Raw genomic sequence first — 18,469 nt, forward strand, 5'->3', positions numbered from 1 at the left:
GTTTCGACGCCACCCTGCGCCAGCTCACCCCGGTGCGCGCCTCAGTTCCGCGTCTGGCGCGGGAAACTCATGATCTGAGACGCGGCGGCGGTAGCGGGAGGGCGCGACGCCGTAGCGGGCGTGGAAGGCGCGATTGAAGCTGGCCTTGGAACTGAACCCGGCATCGAAGGCGAGCGTCAGAAGGTCGTCCTGCGATCCCGCATCGAGGGCGGCGGCGACGGCTTCGGCGCGCAGGCCATTGATCCAGGCCGAGAAGTTCATGCCCAGTCCCTGGTTGATCGCGCGGGACAGGCGGCCAGTGTTGGTGGCCAGACGGCGGGCGAGGACGGGCAGGCCGAGCTCAGGCTCGCGCGCCCAGCCGGCCTCGCGCACACGGGCGTCGAAATCGGCCGCCACCGCCTGCCAGTCGGGTCCGGTCGCGGGATCGAGGGCCGACGGAGCCGCCGGAACGGGGAAGCGAAGCGCGGCGTGTCGCCAGCCCTCGACGCCGAGGTAGAGGCCGATCCCGGCGAGGCCGAGGTAGAGGCCGGTCTCCTGAAAATAATCGATGCCGCCGCTGATCCAGTCCCAGACGGTGAAGGCGGCGTAGATGGCCAGCACGGCGACCAGGGCGACGATGACCCGGCTGAGCCAGGCGGCCGCGAACCGGTCGTCGTCGCTTCGGGCCTCGGCCAGATCGCGGCGGTAGTCGCGGAGCCGACGCAGGGAGGCCGCCGCATAGAGGCCCAGCGAGACCAGCAAGGCGATGTCGAACAGCGGGCTGACGAACCGGTCGTGGCCGCCGGTGTACCAGTCCCATTTGAGATCGAGCGGGAGGGCGAAACAGACGAGCGCATAGGCCAGTTGCAGCCCGGGCGGGACGAGGTGCAGGCCGAACCGCTCCGGCAGCCTGCCGCGCACGAGGGCGTGGGTGTAGCCGAACAGCAGGGGCGGGAGGGCCAGGGGAATGGCGAAAGGCGCGAACGTCAGTCCTCGCCACGCGTCATAGGCGCCCGCGAAACCGATCGAATAGGGGGTGAGCACCCCGCTCAGAACGACAAGAACGGCGGCCAGTATGCGGTTCGCCGTCCGGTTCGCATCCTGTCGGCTGACGGCGACGGCGAGCGCCAGAAGCTGGACGCTGCACAGGGCCAGCAGCGCGACGCGCCATCCGAAATGAAGTTGAGCCCCGTCCACGGGGCCAGCCTAGTCCTCGACGGGCGTTAGCGCGAGGCGGTGTTCCAGGCCGGGGGGCAGCCGTCGAAGCGGCCGGCGTTGGTGATGGTCAGATTGCGCTGGTTGAAGCGCAGCACCGGCTGCATCGAGCCACGGCCGTTACCGGTGTAGAGATCGACGCGCTGGCCGCGGATCGCGCCGCCGGTATCCGAGGCGTACCAGTAGCCGTCATGGATCGTGCCGTCGGCCATCCGCATGCCGACCGTCTCGCGGATGAAGACCCTGGTCCGGCGTGGGATGACGCGCGGGTCGGTGGCGATCGTACGCATCGCGATCGGACGGCAGCCGAGCGAATCGTTGCCCGTCGCTCCGCCACCGCCTGCGTGATAGAGGCTGGCGCGCGCGTTCCAGTCGGGATCCTCGGCCATCAGTTCGGCCTGCTCGGGGGTGAGTTCGGGTGCAACCGCCTCGCTGTCGTTCGCGTTATCAGGGCTCACGGCCACCACAGGATCGGCCGCGACAGCCGTCTCGTAGGGTACCGGATCTCCAGCCGAGAAGGCTGCAGCCCAAAGCATGGCGAACGCCGCGAGGGTGTCAAACACAGATCGAACTCATAGTGACACCGGTCCCCAGAACTGTACCGGCGGCGGGCTTGTCGTTCGCATCTGTGTCGAGAATGTGTCCAGCGGCCCCGCTGCGACCGTTCGTCCCCATGTGTGGATGGATCAGTCAACCGTTGCCTGAGATAAGCGGAACCGGGGTTGGGCAACGTATGAAATCGCGATAGCAGTATAGGCGGATCAGAAATCCTTTGCTGGGGTGCGATGCTTACTGTTCATGGAGATATTCGGTCGGGGAACTGCTTGAAGGTCAAGTGGATGCTCGACGTGCTCGGGCGTGATTATCAATGGGTCGAGGTTGATATCATGTCGGGCGGAAGCCGGACGCCGGAATTTCTCCTGTTGAATCCGTTCGGTCAGGTCCCGACCCTGGTGCTGGAGGACGGCCGCGCCCTGGCCCAGTCGAACGCGATCCTCCTGCATCTGGGCGAAGGCACGGCGTGGATTCCCGGCGACGCATGGGAGAGGGCGAAGATGCTGGAGTGGCTGTTCTGGGAGCAATACAGCCACGAACCCTATGTCGCCGTGGCGCGGTTCCAGCGCGTCTATGCAGGCAAGACGGCGGAGGAGGTCGAGCCGCGTCTGATCGAGCGGGGGAACGTCGCCTTGGCGCGGATGGAGGCGGGGCTGGTCGGGGGCGGCTGGCTGGCCGGCGGGGAGGGGGCGACGCTCGCCGATCTGGCCCTGGTCGCCTATACGCGGGTCGCGGACGAAGGCGGGTTCGACCTGTCTGTCTATCCGTCTATCCGGGACTGGATTTCGCGAGCCGAGGCGGCGTTCGGCATCAAATGATCCATTTGCGGTCAGGGAGAAGGAAACCGTCTCCCCGACCTCCGCCTTGACTTCGCCGCACTCAGCGCCCATTTGCGCTGCGTCGCACAATTGCGATCCCCGGCGTCTCCAGCGCGTGTGGGTCTTCCTCCCAAGCGAAGACCTGACTGTAGCAGCCGCCGGACCCTCAAGATTCATTCGCTGCCCGGACACGCGGGGCGGCGCCCGATCCACCCCGAAGGTCTCATCCAGAGGCCCCGTCGGGACTGGCGGTGCGCGGCCTTATCGGCGTTGAGCCATGGCTGATGCGCGTCGCCGCATACGCGAAAGAACACAGCTCCATGAGCATCACCTTCGAATCCTTCGGCCTGAACAAGGCCTTGCTGCAGGCCCTCACCACCGAGGGCTACACCATCCCGACGCCGATCCAGGCCCAGGCCATACCTTCGGTCATGCTCGGCAAGGACCTGCTGGGCATCGCCCAGACCGGCACCGGCAAGACCGCGGCCTTCGCCCTGCCGATCCTGCATCGTCTGGCCGAGAACCGCGTCGCGCCGCTGCCGCGCACCACGCGCTGCCTGATCCTGTCGCCAACGCGCGAGCTGGCCAGCCAGATCGCCGACAGCTTCAAGGCCTACGGTCGCCACCTCGGCTTCAAGGTCGCCGTCGTCTTCGGCGGCGTGAAATACGGACCCCAGGAACGCGCCATCCAGGCCGGCCTCGACGTCCTGGTCGCCACCCCCGGCCGCCTGCTCGACCACATGCAGCAGAAGACCCTGGACCTGTCCTCGACCGAGATCTTCGTCCTCGACGAGGCGGACCAGATGCTGGACCTGGGCTTCGTCAAGCCGATCCGCCAGATCGTGTCGCGCATCCCGGCCAAGCGCCAGAACCTGTTCTTCTCGGCCACCATGCCGTCGGAAATCGGCAAGCTGGCCGGCGAGCTTTTGAAAGAGCCCGTCAAGGTCCAGGTCACGCCGCAGTCGACCACGGTCGAACGCATCAACCAGTCGGTCATCCACGTCGAACAGGGCCGCAAGCGCGCCCTGCTGACCGAGATGTTCGCCGACGACAACTTCACCCGCTGCCTGGTCTTCACCAAGACCAAGCACGGCGCCGACAAGGTCGCGGCCTATCTGGAAGCCGGCGGCGTCCAGGCCGGCGCGATCCATGGCAACAAGTCACAGCCCCAGCGTGAGCGGACGCTCGCCGCCTTCAAGGCCGGCAAGCTGCGCGTCCTGGTCGCCACCGACATTGCCGCGCGCGGCATCGACGTGGACGGCGTTTCGCACGTCGTGAACTTCGAACTGCCCTTCGTGCCGGAAGCCTATGTGCACCGCATCGGCCGGACGGCCCGCGCGGGCGCCGACGGCTCGGCCATCAGCTTCGTCGCCGGTGACGAGATGAAGCTGCTGAAGGACATCGAGAAGGTCACCCGCCAGAAGATCCCGGCCACCGACCGTCGCAACGACAAGTCGCTGGGTCTGCTGGACCAGTCGATCATGGCCGCCGGCGTCGGCTCCAAGGCTTCGATGCCCGACGACGGGCGTGGCGATCGCCAGCAGCAGCGCGGTCCGCGCAACCCGCGTCGCGACGGCGTGAAGAAGGAGCATGGCGGCCAGCCGCATCGCGTTCGCGGCAAGGGCGGCCCCCGTGGCGGCCAGGGCGAGCGCACCAACCACTCCGACCGTGGCGGCCATTCTTCTGGAGACCGTCCTCTGGCCTCGACCCAGCCGTTCGATCCGCTGGCGGCCGACCGCGCCCGTTCGGCCGCGATCGCCAACCGCCCGCAGGCGGAGGCCAAGCCCGACGGTGAAATCCGCCGTCGCCCGCGCGGCCGTCGCCCGTCGAACGGCGGCAAGGGCTACGCGGCCAAGGGCTGAGGCTCTGAAATGAACTGATGACGGCGGGTCTCGCGAGAGGTCCGCCGTTTTCACGTCTGGAGCGCGGTCACGACGCCCGCTGCGGCCAGCACCCGGGCCAGGGCCGCGATCGCCGCATCGACCTTCGCCGGGTCACGACCACGCACCACCAAGTTCGTGCCGACTTCGCCATCCGATCCGGCGCCGAACGGGTAGCTGCCTAACGACAGGTCCCGGTCCGCCTTCGCGGCTTCGGCCAGAGGCGCCGCGATCACGCCTTCGCCGACGCCGATGACTCTCAGCGTCCGCGCATGGACCACCGCCCCGGTGCGCAGTCTGGGCGCCACGTCCTCCAGCATCGCGGTCATGATCTTCGGCACCCCCGCCATGACGAAGACGTTGCCGATCTGGAACCCCGGCGCATCGGTCACTGGATTTGCGATCAGGACGCCGCCGTCCGGGATCCTCGCCATTCGCCGTCGCGCCTCGTTGAGCTCGTCGCCATAGCGGCGCTCCAGGATCGCCAGCGCGTCCGCCCGCTCGTCGATCCCGACACCGAAGGCCTCGGCCACGCAGTCGGCCGTGATGTCGTCGTGCGTCGGGCCGATCCCGCCGGTGGTGAAGACATAGTCGCGCCCGGCCCTCAGCGCGTTCAGCGCCTCGACGATCTGGCCCGGTCGATCGCCGACCGTCCGCGCTTCCATCAGGTCGATGCCCAGCGCGCCGAGGAAGCGCGCGATGGTGTTCAGATTGGTGTCGGCGGTCCGGCCGGACAGGATTTCATCGCCGATGATCAGGACGGCGGCGGTCGGTGATGCGTGGGTCATGCGCCACACCTACGCCGCCGCGGCCGACCCACAAGGGCCTGGCGGCCGCTGCCGCTGAAAAGCCTTGAGGAACCGTGCTAGATTGCCCATCTGACCCCCGAAGGCGCTGCCCGGCGCGACCCCGAGACCACCGAATGTACGAAACGCCTGAGCTGGACGCCGAGACCTGGACACGGACCAGCGCCATCCGCCTTTATCAGCCCGAGGATTTCGAGGGCATGCGGGTCGCCGGCCGTCTGGTCGCCGAGGCGCTCGACATGATCACCCCGTTCGTCGTGCCCGGGGTGACGACCCAGGAGATCGACGACCGCATCCGACAGTTCACCCTGGATCGCGGCGGCCTGCCGGCCTGCCTCGGCTACAAGGGCTACATGAAGACCGTCTGCACCTCGATCAATCACGTGGTGTGCCACGGCATCCCGGGCGACCGGGTGCTGAAGGACGGCGACATCGTCAACATCGACCACACCGTCATCGTCGATGGCTGGCACGGCGATTCCAGCCGCATGTATGCGGTCGGCAATGTGGCGCCCCGCGTGAAGAAGCTGATCGACGTCACCTATGAATCCCTGGCTCTGGGCCTCGAGCAGGTGAAGCCCGGCAACACGTTCGGCGACATTGGCTTCGTCATCCAGCGCCACGTCGAGGCGAACCGCATGAGCGTCGTGCGCGACTTCTGCGGCCACGGCATCGGCCGTCTGTTCCACGACAGCCCCAACGTTCTGCACTATGGCCGCAAGGGAGAGGGCGCGGTGCTGAAGCCCGGCATGTTCTTCACGATCGAGCCGATGGTGAATCTGGGCAAGCCGCACGTGAAGGTCCTGTCCGACGGCTGGACCGCCGTGACGCGCGACAAGTCCCTGTCGGCCCAGTGCGAGCACTCGGTCGGCGTGACCGAGGACGGTGTCGAGATCTTCACCGCCAGCCCGGCCGGACTGTTCAAGCCCTGATTTCGGCGCCTGTCCTGGCCACCTGCGCCCCCGGATCGGGGAACCTTCGTTTCTGAGTCCGCATTCTCAAGAGGCAACAGGAAGGAACCGATCATGATCAAAGTCCTCGCCCTCGCCGCCGCCATGGCCGTCTCGCCCCTGCTGGGGGCCGCCCCGACCGTCGCCGTATCTTACGACCCATGCGAACGCGCGACTCAGGATTACGAGCGCGCGCAAGCCGCCTATCAAGCCGCGCAGCAATGCAGTCGGACCCTGCCACGCGCCTGCAACGTGCCCCAGGCAGAGGCGCGGCGTCTGAACGAAGCACGCCAACGCATGCGCGAAGCCTGCCGATAGGCGAACCGCCTCAACTGAATTGGATTCCGGCCGTCGGGACCCGGGCCTCGTTTGCACGAGGCCCGGGTCCCTAACCGTGGGAAGCCGGCGCTTTCATTCGCGCCGGTGCTTGATCCGTTTCACCGACGGAATACCGTCCACTCAAGAGCTGGTCCCGCTTCGCCGGGATGAGGGGGGGCGGGTGAACGAGCAAGACGAAGGCGCTGGACCCAGGGTCGCGCCCCACCATGCTGGCCACCGCGAGCGGCTGCGCGAACGCGCGCGGGCCGCCGGCCTGCATCACCTGCCCGATTACGAACTGCTCGAGCTGTTTCTGTTCCGCAGTCAGCCGCAGGGCGACGTCAAACCGATCGCCAAGGCCCTGCTGTCGCGGTTCGGCTCGTTTGCCGCCGTCCTCGCGGCCTCGGTCGAGGACCTGATGACCGTGCGAACGGAAGACACAAGGGGACGCACGAAGGGGGTCGGCGTGGAAACGGCTCTGGACCTCGCCGCTTTGCACGAGGTGGCCCGGCGCGTGGCAAAGGAGCCCGCCGTCAAACGCCCCGTCATCTCATCGTGGACGGCGCTGCTCGCCTATGTCCGCGTCGCCCTGCAGCACGAGCCACGCGAACAGTTTCGGGTCCTGTACCTCGACAAGAAGAACCAGCTGATCCTCGACGAAATCCAGAACCGGGGCACGGTCGATCACGCACCGGTCTATCCGCGCGAGGTCGTGCGGCGGGGTCTTGAGGTATCAGCCGCCGCCATGATCCTGGTCCACAATCATCCGTCGGGCGACCCCACGCCGAGCCGCGCCGACATCGACATGACCCAACAGATTGTCCAGGCCGCCCGGTCCCTCGGCCTCGAGGTCCACGACCATCTGATCGTCGGCCGTGAGGGCGTGACCAGTTTCAAGCAACTGGGGCTGATGTAGGTCGGCGGCGAACCGGCTTGGCGCGATGGCTTCGTTTGAGGCTAGGATGCAGCGATGAGCCGTCTGACCACTGCCCGCCTGACCCTGACGCCCACGTCACCGGACGATTACGACGACCTCGTCGCGCTCTGGAGCGACGAGGCCTTCACCCGGTTCATCGCTCCGGGCGGTCGGAGTTCGGAAGAGGTCTGGATGCGGTTGCTGCGCGACATCGGCCAGTGGTCGGTGCGCGGTTACGGCAACTGGACGGTCAGGCTCGCCGAGACCGGAGACTATGTCGGCAGCGTGGGCGCCCTGGACTTCAAACGCGTTCTGGAGCCTGCCTTCGACGCCCCCGAAATGGGCTGGGGGATCGCGCCGCGCTTCCACGGAACGGGGATGGCGATCGAAGCCCTGGAGGCCGCACTCGGGTGGTGCGATACGGAGCTCAAGGCACCCCGGACGGTCTGCATGATCGATCCGGGCAATGCGCCCTCTCTGCTGCTCGCGGCGCGAACCGGCTTTCGGGAGTACGCGCGCACGACCTACAAGACCAAGCCGGTCATCCTGTTCGAACGCCCGGTCGGCGCCACGGCCTGACTGTCTTTCGATCCGTAGCGCAGCATTAAGGATTACCGGGCCATTCTGCACTTCATGCCGATGCCCATCGAAACCCTGCACGCCTATCTGACCGAGGCGTTTCCCGACGCCGAGATCGCGATCGACGATCTCGCGGGGGATGGCGACCACTACAAGGCGCGCATCGTCTCGACCGCCTTCGTCGGCCTGCCGCGCGTGAAACAGCACCAGCTCGTCTATGCCGCCCTGAAGGGTCACATGGGCGGCGAACTGCACGCCCTCGCTCTCGAAACCTCCGCCCCTTCCACAACAGGCTGATCCGCCATGCGCTATCGCCCCTTCGGCGTCTCCGGCGCCGCCATCTCGACCCTGACGCTCAATCTGGGCGTCGAGGCGCTGTCGCGCGGCGCCGCGGCGGCCAACGACCTGATCTTTTCGGCGCTGGAGGCGGGCATCAACTCCTACCGGCTGGAGACGGCCGACCCGGTGCTTGCGGAGGTGGTCGGCCAGGCCTTGTCCAACGTTGATCGCAAACTGCTGAACGTCAGCCTCGAGCTCGGCGCCGGCGACGGACGCCGCGGCTCCCAGCGCGACTTTTCGGCCGAGGGCATGACCGGCGCCATCGACCGCTGCCTGCATATCTCCGGCCTGGGCTGGATCGATGTCGCCCTGTTACAGGAACCCGGCGAGGACGAACTGCCACAATCCTCGCTGAACGCCCTGAAAGCCCTGCGCGCCACCGAACGTGTCCGCTATCTCGGCGTCTCGGGCGAAGGCGCGGTCATGGACGCCTATGTCTCGACCGGCGCGTTCGACGTGCTTGGCACGCCGTTCCACGTCAATGTCGACTGGAGGATCCGCTCCCGCCTCCGCGCCGCGCGCGAACAAGACATGGCCATCCTCGCCTATGGCTATTTCCCCGCCGAACTCGACACCGAGAAGAAGGCCGCGACCGTGCATCAGCCGAAGAAGGGCCTGTTCGGCTTCGGCGGCGGGCCCAGGGTGAAGAACGCGCCGCTGGCCCATGCCGGCACCTTCGCCTTCCTGCATCGCACGCCCTACTGGACGGCCGAGGAAATCTGCCTGGCCCACGCCATGACCGATCCGGCGATCTCCAGCGTCCTGATCACCGCGCGCGACGCAGAGCGGCTGAACGCCCTCTCCAGCGTGCCCGAGCGCGACATGCCGCCGGGCCTCGCCGCCCAGATCGAGATGGCCCGGGTCGCCGCCTAGCACACGCAGGCTTGAGGGGGGCGTCCCTTGACCGGCGCCCCCGCCGTCCCTAGCTGACGCCTGCAACGAAAGGCGTCTCCCCGTGTCCGACCAAGCTCTCGATACCGCTGCCGATCCGGTTCACGCCTTCATCGCCCAGACCGTGGCCGATCACGACGTCGTCCTGTTCATGAAGGGCACGCCGGACAGCCCGCGCTGCGGCTTCTCGTCTCTCGCCGTCCAGATCCTCGATCACGTCGGGGCGCCGTTCGTCGGCGTGGACGTGCTGCAGGACGACGGCCTGCGCGACGGCATCAAGACCTTCACCGACTGGCCGACCATTCCCCAGCTCTATGTGAAGGGCGAATTCGTCGGCGGTTCGGACATCGTGCGCGAGATGTTCCAGGCCGGCGAGCTGACCGCCCTGATGGTCGAAAAAGGCGTTCCGCTCGGCGAGGCCTAGGCCTTGGCGCGCACGACCCTGACGCCGCGTGAGGACCGTGAGGTCTTCGAGGTGCCGCTGGAGATCCGGCCCGAGCACATCGACGCCAATGGGCACGTCAACAACGTGGTCTATGTCGGCTGGCTGCAGGACGCCGGCACGTCCCACTGGAACGCCCGTTTCGACGAGGCCACGCGCGCCAGATGGTCCTGGGTCGCCCTGAGGCACGAGATCGACTACCTGCGCGCCCTGATGCCCGACGACACGGCCGTGGCCCGCACCTGGGTCGGCGATCCTCAAGGGCCGCGCTTCGCCCGCTATGTCCGCATCGAGGACGGCCAGGGACGGCTGTGCGCACAGGGCGTCTCGGAATGGTGCCTGGTCGATGCCGCCACGATGCGGCCGACGCGTATTCCGGCCGACATGCTGCCGACCTTCGAGCGTCGCTGAGCGTACAGAAGCAACCTCCGCTGTACTCAAGCTTTACCTCATTGAAGTTCTGTAGTCTTGCAGATCCGAAGTTTTTCGGTTGCGCCAAGCGCGCGGGACCGCAATAGGTTCCAATACAACCTCAGTCGGCCTCAGAAAATCGGCCGCTGTCCTGCTCCACACAATTCGGCTGGGTATGGCTTTCGCTCCGCGAGCCTCCAGATCACCTGAAGGGTCAGCCATGGCTGCCCACCCGCCTCTGCATCCTGATGGGCCTCTGAGCCTCGCGCTGGCCGTGGTCGGATCCTCGACAGCGCCTCTGCTGCTTCTGGACCAGACGCTGAAGGTGATCGCCGCCAGCACGTGTTTCTGCCGCGTCTTCGACGTCGATCAGGACCGGGTCGTGGGGCGTTTCCTTGGCGAGATCGGCACCGGCGAATGGAACAAGCCCCAGCTGCGCGTGCTGCTGGATGCGACAGCCGCAGGGGACGCCGCCATCGACGCCTATGAGATGGACATGAAGGGCCCGCGCCAGGGCGTGCGCAAGCTGGTCATCAACGCGCAAAGACTTGTCCTGTCGCCCGAAGAGCCTGTCCGGCTTCTTCTGACCGTCGAGGACGTCACGGCCGCGCGCGAAGGCGAAAAGCAGAAGGACGATCTGCTGCGCGAGAAGGCCGTCTTGTTGCAGGAGCTGCAGCACCGGTCGCCAACAGTCTGCAGATCATCGCCAGCGTCATTCTGCAAAGCGCCAAGAAGACCAATTCGGACGAAACGCGGCTCCATCTGACGGAAGCCCACAGCCGGGTCATGTCGGTCGCCGCCCTGCAGCAGCAACTGGCCACATCACGCCTCGGCGAAGTCGAGCTGGCTCCGTATTTCACCCAGCTGTGCAAGAGCATCGGAGCGTCGATGATCCATGACCCCACGCGCCTGTCGCTGCGGGTGGAGGCCGACGACAGCTCGACCAGCGCAGATGTTTCGGTCAGCTTGGGTCTGATCGTCACGGAACTGGTGATCAACGCCCTGAAGTACGCCTTCCCCGGCGGCCGGTCCGGCACGATCGTGGTGGGATACAGCAGCCACGGGCCCAACTGGACCCTCACGGTCCGCGACGACGGCGTCGGCATGCCCAAGGACGCGGCGAGTGCGACGCCGGGTCTGGGCACAAGCATCGTCGAGGCCCTGGCCAAGCAGCTTCATGCTCGCATTCAGGTAGAGAGCCCAGGCCACGGCGTGGTCATTTCGGTGATCCACAGCCAGCTCGCGGCGGTCGATAACCCCTCGCTCAGCGCGAGCGGTGGGGCCTAGGTCGTCGGGATGGTCGACGGCAGCTGGTAGGGGTTGTTGACCGATACGCGCGAGCCGGGGATCAGGCCCAGTTCCTCGAACGACCAGATGACCTCGATGCCGTCGGCGATCGGAGTCTCGCAGTCGTCCTGTTCGATACGGCGCAGGGTGATGGTCGAGGCAGCGCCGATGTGATTCACGACCGGCCGCAGGTCGTCCTTGTCGGTGCAGCCGTTGGAGCTGACCCAAAAGACGGCGAGGTCGCGGGTGATTGCGGCGGCGTGAATGGGTTCCAGCTGACCGGGCATGGCGGCGGCGCGGGTCGGCTCGTCCCGCTGGAACAGGGCGCAGCCCGACGTCGCCAGCGCGGCGGCCGCGATCAGAGCGAGCGTACGGATGGACCCCATGTCCGTGTAATCCTGTTCAGCCGAGCCATGATCGCTCAATTCGGGCTTTTTCGCACCTGATTTCGCGGACGACGCGATCACGAAACAGAAAAGGCCCCGGATTGCTCCGGGGCCTTTCCATTCCAGATCGTGGAACGATCAGGACGAGTAGTATTCGACGACCAGGTTCGGCTCCATCTTCACCGCGAACGGCACGTCGGCCAGTTCGGGGAAGCGGACGAAGCGGACCGAGAAACCACGGTCGCCCAGTTCCAGGTAGTCGGGGATGTCGCGCTCGCCGGACTGCTGGGCTTCGAGCACCAGCGCCATGTTGCGGGACTTTTCCTTGACCTCGACGACGTCGCCGACGCGCAGGCGGTAGGAGGCGATGTTCACCTTCTTGCCGTTGACGGTGACGTGGCCGTGGTTGACGAACTGGCGGGCGGCCCAGGGAGTCGGCACGAACTTGGCGCGATAGACCGTGGCGTCCAGACGGGCTTCCAGCAGGCCGATCAGGATTTCCGAGGTGTTGCCCTTGCGGCGAGCGGCCTCGTCATAGGTCTTGCGGAACTGCTTCTCGGTCAGGTTGGCGTAGTAGCCCTTCAGCTTCTGCTTGGCCTTCAGCTGCAGGCCGAAGTCGGAGACCTTGGACTTGCGGCGCTGGCCGTGCTGGCCGGGACCGTAGGAACGCTTGTTGACCGGCGACTTGGCGCGGCCCCACAGGTTCTCACCCATGGCCCGATCGATTTTATACTTGGCGCTATGGCGCTTCGACATTGTGTTCTCTTTTAAATGATGCGGCCCGGCCCCTCCGCGAATGGAGGGACGATCTCAACGGCGGTCCACGCATCGTCCGTAGTGTGTTCGCGCCGCCGACAGGAGCCGGTGACGTGAAGGCGGGGCTTATGCGTTCCCCGTCCCCGTGAGTCAAGGCTGGGCGGCGACTTCCGGGACCCAGACGAAGCCGTCGTCCTGACGCCGGAACGCGCCGAGCCCCGGGAAGGGGAAGTGGACGCCGTACACCCGCAGCGACTGCGTCGCTCCGCGCCCAAGGAGTGCGAGCCGGGTCGCGATGGCGGCGTCGGAATCCGAATCCCACGTGTTCACGAAATCGGGGCGCTCGACCGAGATGACCGAGCTATGCAGGGCGTCGCCCAGATACAGCAGGCGATCCTGACCGGAGACGATCTCGTAGCCGGTGTGGCCCGGCGTATGGCCCTGCAGGGCGACGGCGGTGATCGAAGGGGTCACCTGGGCGCCCGGTTCGAAGGTTTCGACCCTGGGCGTGATCGCGGCCAGCAGGGGGCCGGCGCCGGCGGCCTCGGCCCCGGCCTTGGCATAGTCCCACTCCGCCGCACTCATGCGGATGGTGGCATTGGGGAAGCTGAGCTTGCCGTCGGTCCCGACGAGGCCGCCGACGTGGTCGCCGTGCGCGTGGGAGATCAGGACATCGGTGACCTGGGCCGGCTGGACGCCCGCCTCGCGCAGGGAGGTCATGAGATGACCCGCAGGCGTACCCCCGGCGCCGTTGCCGGTGTCGATCAGCACGACCCGGTCTCCGTCCCGCAGCAGCAGGGGCTGGATCGACAGATTGACGGTGTCGCCCGGCAGACCGGCGGCGGTCAGGACCTGACGCACGCCGGCGTGGTCCGACCACGGCGTGTCGGCGAGCGGAACCGACATCGTGCCGTCCTTCAGCGCGACCGCCTGCAGCGCGCCGATCTGGAAGGGATAGATGTCGGTGCTGGCGACCGGCTGCGCGGCAGGCGCGGCGGGAGCGGCGGGAGCCTCGGCCTTGTCGGCGGGCTTCTGGCATCCGGCCACGATCATGCCCGACAGGATCAGGGCGGCGGCGAGCTTGAACTGGGTGGTCATGGATCCCTCGGGAGAACGAACGGCTCAGCTCAGATAGGTTGGCGCAGGCGATGCGCCAGACGGCGGACCGTGAAGGGGTTTCACGACCCGCCGTCTGTTGCAGAACGGCCCCGGATCAGGCCGTGGCGGCCGCGAACAGGGCATTAGCCTTGTTCCAGTTCACCACGGTCCAGAAGGCCTTGAGGTAATCCGGACGGCGATTCTGGTACTTCAGATAGTAGGCGTGTTCCCAGACGTCGGCGCCCAGGACGACGGCGCCCTTCTGTTCGGCGACGTCCATCAGGGGGTTGTCCTGGTTCGGCGTGGACGTGACCTTGAGCTTGCCGTCCTGGACGATCAGCCAGGCCCAGCCCGAGCCGAACTGGCCGGCGCCGGCGGCGTTGAAGTCTTCCTTGAACTTGTCGAGGCCGCCGAGGTCGCGGTCGATCGCGGCAGACAGTTCCGCCGACGGCTCGCCGCCCTGACCGGCCGGGGCCAGCAGCTCCCAGAACAGGGCGTGGTTCCAGTGACCGCCGCCGTTGTTCCGCACGGCCTTGGGCGCGGTCGAGATCGAGGCGAACAGCTCTTCCAGCGACTTGCCCTGCAGGCTCGCATCGGCGTCGACGGCCTTGTTCAGGTTGTCGACATAGGCCTGGTGATGCTTGTCGTGGTGGAAGGTCATCGTCTCCTTGTCGATGGCGGGCTCCAGCGCGTCATAGGCGTAGGGCAGCGGCGGCAGGGTGAAGGCCATGGGGAGAGGCTCCTTGTGTTCGATGAATCCGTAACGCGCATGTAGGCGTCCCGTGTCCGTCGCCAAAGGCGTCAGGGCTGGAAATCCGCCATTCGATGTACGGTGACGTAGTTCAAGCGCGGAACGCTCGTACCGATGAACCATTCCGACGGCCCCGGCGGAGGGACTTTCCCTCGGCTTCTATCCGGACCGACGCATGACCCGAGGCGTGGGCGCGTTAGGAAACGCTTAGGCATCTTGCCCGGGAACATCCACAGCCCCACCACCCTTTGGCGTTGCAGATGGAGAGGTCGTCCATGGGACAGTCATTCGCCTACGCCCCGCCGAAACTGAGCCAGCAGACGCTCGACGTCCTGTGCCACGAGTTGCTGGACGCGTCAGAATTCATGGCCGACGAACAGATCCTGTCCGTCGCAGACGCCCTGCACGAGACCCTGCGGAACCGCCGTCAGCTGCGTTGCAAGGTCCATCAACGGGTCGAAGAGCGCCTCTGTTCGGGCGCGATTACGCCCTTCCCCTTCTAGACGGCGTCCGCGGGCAGGTTGGCCTTCAGGCAGTCCCGCACCGCGCGCTTCAAGCTTCCCGGCGCATTGAGGAAGTCGACGCCGTCCGCCTCCAGCACCACCTTCACCGCCGCATCGAGGCCCGACGGCAGAGCCGCGATCACCTTCTTCTGACCCTTGTCGTGCAGGCAGTGGCCCAGCTCGTTGCACAGGGCCGCGAACAGGTCGTCATAGGTGTTGTCGTTGGTCATCGCTTCAGTCTTTCCGCATGGAAGGCGACATGGTCGGCGATGAAGCTGGCCATGAAGAAGTAGGAGTGGTCGTAGCCTGGCTGCATCCGCAATCGGATCACCTGCCCCGCCGTCTCGCCCGCCGCGACTAGCAGTTCGGGCTTGAGCTGTTCGACGAGGAAGGGATCGGCGTCGCCCTGATCGATCAGGATTTCGTCGAACCGGTCCCCGGCCGTTCCGGCTTCCACCAGCAGGGCGGCATCGTGCCTCGCCCATTCGGCCCGGTCGTCGCCGAGATAGGCGGTGAAGGCCTTTTCGCCCCAGGGACAACGCGTCGGCGAGGCGATCGGCGCGAAGGCCGAGACCGAGCGGAACAGCTGCGGATGACGCAGCGCCAGTGTCAGGGCCCCGTGCCCACCCATCGAATGGCCGCTGATCGAGCGTGTCTTCGTCGTCGGGAAGTTCGCGTCGATCAGGGCGATCAGCTCGTCCGTGACATAGGTCTCCATGCGGAAATGCGGCGCCCAGGGCGCCTCAGTCGCATCGACATAGAAGCCTGCGCCCTGACCCAGATCATAGGCGGGGTCGTCCGCCACCTCGTCGCCGCGAGGCGAGGTGTCGGGCGCGACGATGATGACGCCGTGTTCCGCCGCCGCGCCATAGGCCCCGGCCTTGGTGGTGAAATTGTCCTCGGTGCAGGTCAGACCGGAGAGCCAGATGAGCACCGGGAACGGCCCCTCGCCCGGCGGCGTGAAGACCGACAGCGTCATCGTCGTACCTGTCGAGACGCTGTCGTGCCGCAGGTAGTTCAGCGTCCCGCCGTGGACGGCGTGGGTCTTGAGAACCTGCATCAGCCCGGACGATGCATCGCGCAGATCTTGTTGCCGTCCGGATCACGCAGGTAAGCCAGGTTCAGGCGGCCGAAGGCGCCGTTGCGCTCGCCGGGCGGGTCCTCGATCGAACGGCCGCCGGCGGCGACGCCGGCGTCGTGGAAGGCCTGTACCATCGCTTCGTCTTTGGCGTGGAAACCGATGGTGCCGCCGTTGGCGTGGCAGGCGGGTTCGCCGTCGATGGGCTTGCCGATCGCGAAGGCGCCGCGATCCGTGCGCCACCAGTAGCGGCCCTTGGGATCCGGTCCGACTGACGCCGGGATGCCGAGGGCGCCCAGGGCCGCGTCATAGAATTTCCGCGACGCCTCGATGTCGTTGGCCCCCACGGTCAGGTGCGTGAACATGCGTTTTCTCCCTCGTTTCCGGTTGTTCTAGAAGACCACGACGCTGCGGATGCTCTCGCCCGCATGCATCAGGTCGAAGGCCTCGTTGATCCGTTCGAGCGGCAGCGTATGCGTGATCATCGGGTCGATCTCGATCTTGCCGTCCATGTACCACTCGACGATCTTCGGCGTATCGGTGCGACCACGCGCGCCGCCGAAGGCCGAGCCGCGCCAGACCCGGCCGGTGACCAGCTGGAACGGGCGGGTCGAGATTTCCTTGCCGGCCTCGGCCACGCCAATGACGATGCTCTCGCCCCAGCCGCGGTGACAGGCCTCGAGCGCCTGGCGCATCACCACCGTATTGCCGGTGCAGTCGAAGGTGTAGTCCGCGCCGCCGCCGGTCAGCTCGACCAGATGGGCGACGACGTCGGGGACGGTCTTGGGGTTCACGAAATGGGTCATGCCGAAGCGGCGGCCCCACTCCTCCTTGTCGCCGTTGATGTCAACGCCGACGATCATGTCGGCCCCGACCATCTTCAGCCCCTGGATGACGTTGAGGCCGATGCCGCCGAGGCCGAAGACGACCGCGTTGGCGCCCGGCTCGACCTTGGCCGTGTTGACCACCGCGCCGACGCCCGTCGTCACGCCGCAACCGACGTAGCAGGCCTTGTCGAAGGGTGCGTCCTTGCGAATCTTCGCGACCGCGATCTCGGGCAAGACCGTATAGTTCGAGAAGGTCGAGCAGCCCATGTAGTGGGCGATGGCCTGACCCTTGTAGCTGAAGCGGCTCGTGCCGTCGGGCATGACGCCCTTGCCCTGGGTCGAGCGGATGGCGGTGCAGAGGTTGGTCTTGCGCGACAGGCACGACTTACACTGGCGACATTCGGGCGTGTAGAGCGGGATGACGTGATCGCCGACCGCGACGCTGGTCACGCCCGGTCCGACCTCGACGACGACGCCCGCGCCCTCGTGTCCGAGGATGCTCGGGAAGATGCCCTCGGAGTCCAGACCGTCCAGGGTGTAGGCGTCGGTGTGGCAGATGCCGGTGGCCTTGATCTCGATCAGCACCTCGCCGGCGCGCGGGCCTTCCAGATCGACCTCGACGATCTCCAGCGGACGTTTGGCCTCGAAGGCGACGGCGGCGCGGGTTTTCATGGGTTCGGCTCCGTAGGACGCATGTATTTGGCGACACGATTTTTCACCGCCTGCTTCAGGCCGTCTCGTGTCTCTGAATCGAAATCAAGACCGTCAGCCGCGAAGACCGCTCGGGCAAATGATTCTGGGTCGGCTGGGGTGTTCTCGTAGAACTGTTCCGCAGCTTCGCCGTGCAGACAGAAGCCGAGATCGACGCAGAGCTCGTGCAGCAGGTCGTCAATCTGCGCCTCTGTCATTTTGCCTTGTCCGCCCGTTCGCGCGCCAGTCGTTCCAGCACCCGGCCGCGCCCCTTGGACAGGGCGGTGATCACGCCCCTGAAGGTGGCGACCTCCTGCGCGGTGAAGGCCGAGCGGCCCAGCATGACGCGCAGGTTCTGGCTCATCGAGCGGAACTTCTCGGGCGGATGGAAGAAGCCGGCGGCGTCGAGTTCACGCTCCAGATGCTCGTACATGCCGAGCTGAAGTTCGCCCGATGCCGGCGGTTCAGCCTCGCGGAAGTTCGGCGGCGGGGCGTCGAGGATCAGGGTGCGCCACTCGTAGGCGTTGATCGCCACGGCCTGGGCCAGGTTCAGGCTCTGGTGCCGGGGGTCGATGGGGATGGTGGTGATGCCGTGGCAGAGGGCGATGTCGGTCGTCTCCAGCCCGGCCCGCTCGGCCCCGAACAACAGGCCCGTCTTCAGCCCCGAGGCGGTGTCGTCGTAGAGGACTCGCGCCGACTCGCGCGGGGTGCGCACCGGCTGGCGCGTCTCGCGCGGGCGGGCCGTGGTGGCGAAGACGGTGTTCAGGTCGGCGATGGCGGCGGCCACCGTGTCGAAGACCTCGACGCCGTCCAGCACCCAGTCGGCGCCGGATGCGGTGGCCCAGGCCCGCTCCTGAGGCCAGCCGTCGCGCGGGGCGACCAGACGCAGTTTGTCCAGCCCGAAGTTCGCCATCACCCGCGCGACCGCGCCGATGTTCTCGGCCATCTGGGACCGGTCGAGGATGACGATGGGTGGTGTCGGCTCAGTCAAACC

26 protein-coding genes are annotated in these 18,469 nt (G+C 66.8%); 13 read left to right on the forward strand and 13 right to left on the reverse strand.

Going from position 1 to position 18,469, the window contains the following annotated elements; all coding sequences use genetic code 11:
- Positions 1–24: 24 nt before the first annotated feature.
- Both ACQY68_RS04740 and ACQY68_RS04745 read right to left on the reverse strand, forming a co-directional pair.
- Complete coding sequence (locus ACQY68_RS04740) at positions 25–1,176, reverse strand: helix-turn-helix domain-containing protein (RefSeq protein ID WP_428151906.1); 1,152 nt, start codon at positions 1,174–1,176, stop codon at positions 25–27.
- A gap of 26 nt (positions 1,177–1,202) precedes the next feature.
- Entirely contained in the window at positions 1,203–1,757 is a 555-nt protein-coding gene (locus ACQY68_RS04745) for a 3D domain-containing protein (protein ID WP_428151907.1), read from the reverse strand.
- A 261-nt stretch (positions 1,758–2,018) separates the two neighbouring features.
- Here ACQY68_RS04745 and ACQY68_RS04750 point away from each other — a divergent pair, with 261 nt between their 5' ends.
- The gene (locus tag ACQY68_RS04750) at positions 2,019–2,567 is read left to right on the forward strand and encodes a glutathione S-transferase family protein (protein WP_428151908.1); all 549 of its coding nucleotides are present in this window, start codon (positions 2,019–2,021) and stop codon (positions 2,565–2,567) included.
- A gap of 320 nt (positions 2,568–2,887) precedes the next feature.
- Positions 2,888–4,429, forward strand: a complete 1,542-nt coding sequence (locus tag ACQY68_RS04755) for a DEAD/DEAH box helicase (protein ID WP_428151909.1) — start codon at positions 2,888–2,890, stop codon at positions 4,427–4,429.
- Between the two features lie 50 nt (positions 4,430–4,479).
- Here ACQY68_RS04755 and ACQY68_RS04760 read toward each other — a convergent pair whose 3' ends face one another.
- Positions 4,480–5,235 (reverse strand): competence/damage-inducible protein A, encoded by a 756-nt coding sequence (locus tag ACQY68_RS04760; RefSeq protein ID WP_428151910.1) that lies wholly within the window; start codon positions 5,233–5,235, stop codon positions 4,480–4,482.
- A gap of 134 nt (positions 5,236–5,369) precedes the next feature.
- On the opposite strand from ACQY68_RS04760, the gene map reads away from it, so the two are divergent.
- The 10 genes from map (at position 5,370) to ACQY68_RS04810 (ending at position 11,386) form a co-directional block, all read left to right on the forward strand.
- The gene (map, locus tag ACQY68_RS04765; protein WP_428151911.1) at positions 5,370–6,185 is read left to right on the forward strand and encodes a type I methionyl aminopeptidase; all 816 of its coding nucleotides are present in this window, start codon (positions 5,370–5,372) and stop codon (positions 6,183–6,185) included.
- Positions 6,186–6,278: 93 nt separating this feature from the next.
- Positions 6,279–6,521, forward strand: a complete 243-nt coding sequence (locus ACQY68_RS04770) for a hypothetical protein (RefSeq protein WP_428151912.1) — start codon at positions 6,279–6,281, stop codon at positions 6,519–6,521.
- Between the two features lie 181 nt (positions 6,522–6,702).
- On the forward strand, positions 6,703–7,437 hold the full coding sequence (radC, locus tag ACQY68_RS04775) for a RadC family protein (protein WP_428151913.1): 735 nt from the start codon (positions 6,703–6,705) through the stop codon (positions 7,435–7,437).
- Positions 7,438–7,491: 54 nt separating this feature from the next.
- On the forward strand, positions 7,492–8,016 hold the full coding sequence (locus ACQY68_RS04780) for a GNAT family N-acetyltransferase (RefSeq protein WP_428151914.1): 525 nt from the start codon (positions 7,492–7,494) through the stop codon (positions 8,014–8,016).
- A gap of 54 nt (positions 8,017–8,070) precedes the next feature.
- Positions 8,071–8,313: a BolA/IbaG family iron-sulfur metabolism protein gene (locus tag ACQY68_RS04785; protein WP_428151915.1), complete on the forward strand. Its 243-nt coding sequence runs from the start codon at positions 8,071–8,073 to the stop codon at positions 8,311–8,313.
- A gap of 6 nt (positions 8,314–8,319) precedes the next feature.
- Positions 8,320–9,228, forward strand: a complete 909-nt coding sequence (locus tag ACQY68_RS04790; RefSeq protein WP_428151916.1) for an oxidoreductase — start codon at positions 8,320–8,322, stop codon at positions 9,226–9,228.
- Positions 9,229–9,310: 82 nt separating this feature from the next.
- Entirely contained in the window at positions 9,311–9,670 is a 360-nt protein-coding gene (gene grxD, locus ACQY68_RS04795; RefSeq protein WP_428151917.1) for a Grx4 family monothiol glutaredoxin, read from the forward strand.
- A 3-nt stretch (positions 9,671–9,673) separates the two neighbouring features.
- On the forward strand, positions 9,674–10,099 hold the full coding sequence (locus ACQY68_RS04800) for an acyl-CoA thioesterase (protein WP_428151918.1): 426 nt from the start codon (positions 9,674–9,676) through the stop codon (positions 10,097–10,099).
- 220 nt (positions 10,100–10,319) lie between these two features.
- On the forward strand, positions 10,320–10,865 hold the full coding sequence (locus ACQY68_RS04805; protein ID WP_428151919.1) for a hypothetical protein: 546 nt from the start codon (positions 10,320–10,322) through the stop codon (positions 10,863–10,865).
- On the forward strand, positions 10,817–11,386 hold the full coding sequence (locus ACQY68_RS04810) for a sensor histidine kinase (RefSeq protein ID WP_428152587.1): 570 nt from the start codon (positions 10,817–10,819) through the stop codon (positions 11,384–11,386). Before ACQY68_RS04805 ends, ACQY68_RS04810 begins: the two co-directional genes overlap by 49 nt.
- Here the strand turns inward: ACQY68_RS04810 and ACQY68_RS04815 are convergent.
- The 4 genes from ACQY68_RS04815 to ACQY68_RS04830 all read right to left on the reverse strand — a co-directional run bounded on the left by ACQY68_RS04815 (position 11,383) and on the right by ACQY68_RS04830 (position 14,356).
- The gene (locus tag ACQY68_RS04815) at positions 11,383–11,772 is read right to left on the reverse strand and encodes a hypothetical protein (RefSeq protein ID WP_428151920.1); all 390 of its coding nucleotides are present in this window, start codon (positions 11,770–11,772) and stop codon (positions 11,383–11,385) included. The genes ACQY68_RS04810 and ACQY68_RS04815 overlap by 4 nt on opposite strands.
- Before the next feature lie 138 nt (positions 11,773–11,910).
- Complete coding sequence (rpsD, locus tag ACQY68_RS04820) at positions 11,911–12,528, reverse strand: 30S ribosomal protein S4 (protein ID WP_292152148.1); 618 nt, start codon at positions 12,526–12,528, stop codon at positions 11,911–11,913.
- A 150-nt stretch (positions 12,529–12,678) separates the two neighbouring features.
- Positions 12,679–13,626, reverse strand: coding sequence for an MBL fold metallo-hydrolase (locus tag ACQY68_RS04825; RefSeq protein ID WP_428151921.1), 948 nt, complete (start codon positions 13,624–13,626; stop codon positions 12,679–12,681).
- A gap of 115 nt (positions 13,627–13,741) precedes the next feature.
- The gene (locus tag ACQY68_RS04830; protein ID WP_428151922.1) at positions 13,742–14,356 is read right to left on the reverse strand and encodes a superoxide dismutase; all 615 of its coding nucleotides are present in this window, start codon (positions 14,354–14,356) and stop codon (positions 13,742–13,744) included.
- Positions 14,357–14,652: 296 nt separating this feature from the next.
- Here ACQY68_RS04830 and ACQY68_RS04835 point away from each other — a divergent pair, with 296 nt between their 5' ends.
- The gene (locus tag ACQY68_RS04835) at positions 14,653–14,880 is read left to right on the forward strand and encodes a hypothetical protein (protein WP_428151923.1); all 228 of its coding nucleotides are present in this window, start codon (positions 14,653–14,655) and stop codon (positions 14,878–14,880) included.
- On the opposite strand, the gene ACQY68_RS04840 is transcribed toward ACQY68_RS04835, so the two are convergent.
- Genes ACQY68_RS04840 through ACQY68_RS04865 form a run of 6 tightly spaced genes read right to left on the reverse strand, consistent with a single transcriptional unit; the run spans position 14,877 to position 18,466 of the window.
- Positions 14,877–15,110, reverse strand: coding sequence for a hypothetical protein (locus tag ACQY68_RS04840; protein WP_428151924.1), 234 nt, complete (start codon positions 15,108–15,110; stop codon positions 14,877–14,879). The genes ACQY68_RS04835 and ACQY68_RS04840 overlap by 4 nt on opposite strands.
- Entirely contained in the window at positions 15,107–15,940 is an 834-nt protein-coding gene (gene fghA / locus ACQY68_RS04845) for an S-formylglutathione hydrolase (RefSeq protein WP_428151925.1), read from the reverse strand. The genes ACQY68_RS04840 and fghA overlap by 4 nt, the downstream gene beginning before the upstream one ends.
- Positions 15,940–16,323 carry a VOC family protein gene (locus tag ACQY68_RS04850; RefSeq protein WP_428151926.1) on the reverse strand — a complete coding sequence of 128 codons (384 nt, stop codon included), beginning with the start codon at positions 16,321–16,323 and terminating at the stop codon, positions 15,940–15,942. Before ACQY68_RS04850 ends, fghA begins: the two co-directional genes overlap by 1 nt.
- A 27-nt stretch (positions 16,324–16,350) precedes the next feature.
- Positions 16,351–17,457, reverse strand: coding sequence for an S-(hydroxymethyl)glutathione dehydrogenase/class III alcohol dehydrogenase (locus ACQY68_RS04855; RefSeq protein ID WP_428151927.1), 1,107 nt, complete (start codon positions 17,455–17,457; stop codon positions 16,351–16,353).
- The gene (locus tag ACQY68_RS04860; RefSeq protein ID WP_428151928.1) at positions 17,454–17,693 is read right to left on the reverse strand and encodes a hypothetical protein; all 240 of its coding nucleotides are present in this window, start codon (positions 17,691–17,693) and stop codon (positions 17,454–17,456) included. Before ACQY68_RS04860 ends, ACQY68_RS04855 begins: the two co-directional genes overlap by 4 nt.
- A complete protein-coding gene (locus tag ACQY68_RS04865) occupies positions 17,690–18,466 on the reverse strand; it encodes an RNA methyltransferase (RefSeq protein ID WP_428151929.1) in 777 nt (258 codons plus the stop codon). The genes ACQY68_RS04860 and ACQY68_RS04865 overlap by 4 nt, the downstream gene beginning before the upstream one ends.
- Positions 18,467–18,469 lie beyond the last annotated feature (3 nt).

It is taken from the genome of Brevundimonas sp., assembly GCF_965278935.1.
GTDB lineage: Bacteria > Pseudomonadota > Alphaproteobacteria > Caulobacterales > Caulobacteraceae > Brevundimonas.

What these genes read in the sequence shown, in the direction of transcription:
- ACQY68_RS04770 (WP_428151912.1), top strand. Translation starts at nt 6,279, where the DNA reads ATGATCAAAGTCCTCGCCCTCGCCGCCGCCATGGCCGTCTCGCCCCTG.
- ACQY68_RS04805 (WP_428151919.1), top strand. Translation starts at nt 10,320, where the DNA reads ATGGCTGCCCACCCGCCTCTGCATCCTGATGGGCCTCTGAGCCTCGCG.
- ACQY68_RS04790 (WP_428151916.1), top strand. Translation starts at nt 8,320, where the DNA reads ATGCGCTATCGCCCCTTCGGCGTCTCCGGCGCCGCCATCTCGACCCTG.
- rpsD (WP_292152148.1), bottom strand. Translation starts at nt 12,528, where the DNA reads ATGTCGAAGCGCCATAGCGCCAAGTATAAAATCGATCGGGCCATGGGT.
- ACQY68_RS04835 (WP_428151923.1), top strand. Translation starts at nt 14,653, where the DNA reads ATGGGACAGTCATTCGCCTACGCCCCGCCGAAACTGAGCCAGCAGACG.
- ACQY68_RS04785 (WP_428151915.1), top strand. Translation starts at nt 8,071, where the DNA reads ATGCCGATGCCCATCGAAACCCTGCACGCCTATCTGACCGAGGCGTTT.
- ACQY68_RS04760 (WP_428151910.1), bottom strand. Translation starts at nt 5,235, where the DNA reads ATGACCCACGCATCACCGACCGCCGCCGTCCTGATCATCGGCGATGAA.
- ACQY68_RS04830 (WP_428151922.1), bottom strand. Translation starts at nt 14,356, where the DNA reads ATGGCCTTCACCCTGCCGCCGCTGCCCTACGCCTATGACGCGCTGGAG.
- ACQY68_RS04840 (WP_428151924.1), bottom strand. Translation starts at nt 15,110, where the DNA reads ATGACCAACGACAACACCTATGACGACCTGTTCGCGGCCCTGTGCAAC.
- ACQY68_RS04780 (WP_428151914.1), top strand. Translation starts at nt 7,492, where the DNA reads ATGAGCCGTCTGACCACTGCCCGCCTGACCCTGACGCCCACGTCACCG.
- fghA (WP_428151925.1), bottom strand. Translation starts at nt 15,940, where the DNA reads ATGCAGGTTCTCAAGACCCACGCCGTCCACGGCGGGACGCTGAACTAC.
- ACQY68_RS04815 (WP_428151920.1), bottom strand. Translation starts at nt 11,772, where the DNA reads ATGGGGTCCATCCGTACGCTCGCTCTGATCGCGGCCGCCGCGCTGGCG.
- ACQY68_RS04755 (WP_428151909.1), top strand. Translation starts at nt 2,888, where the DNA reads ATGAGCATCACCTTCGAATCCTTCGGCCTGAACAAGGCCTTGCTGCAG.
- ACQY68_RS04860 (WP_428151928.1), bottom strand. Translation starts at nt 17,693, where the DNA reads ATGACAGAGGCGCAGATTGACGACCTGCTGCACGAGCTCTGCGTCGAT.
- ACQY68_RS04855 (WP_428151927.1), bottom strand. Translation starts at nt 17,457, where the DNA reads ATGAAAACCCGCGCCGCCGTCGCCTTCGAGGCCAAACGTCCGCTGGAG.
- ACQY68_RS04850 (WP_428151926.1), bottom strand. Translation starts at nt 16,323, where the DNA reads ATGTTCACGCACCTGACCGTGGGGGCCAACGACATCGAGGCGTCGCGG.
- map (WP_428151911.1), top strand. Translation starts at nt 5,370, where the DNA reads ATGTACGAAACGCCTGAGCTGGACGCCGAGACCTGGACACGGACCAGC.
- ACQY68_RS04825 (WP_428151921.1), bottom strand. Translation starts at nt 13,626, where the DNA reads ATGACCACCCAGTTCAAGCTCGCCGCCGCCCTGATCCTGTCGGGCATG.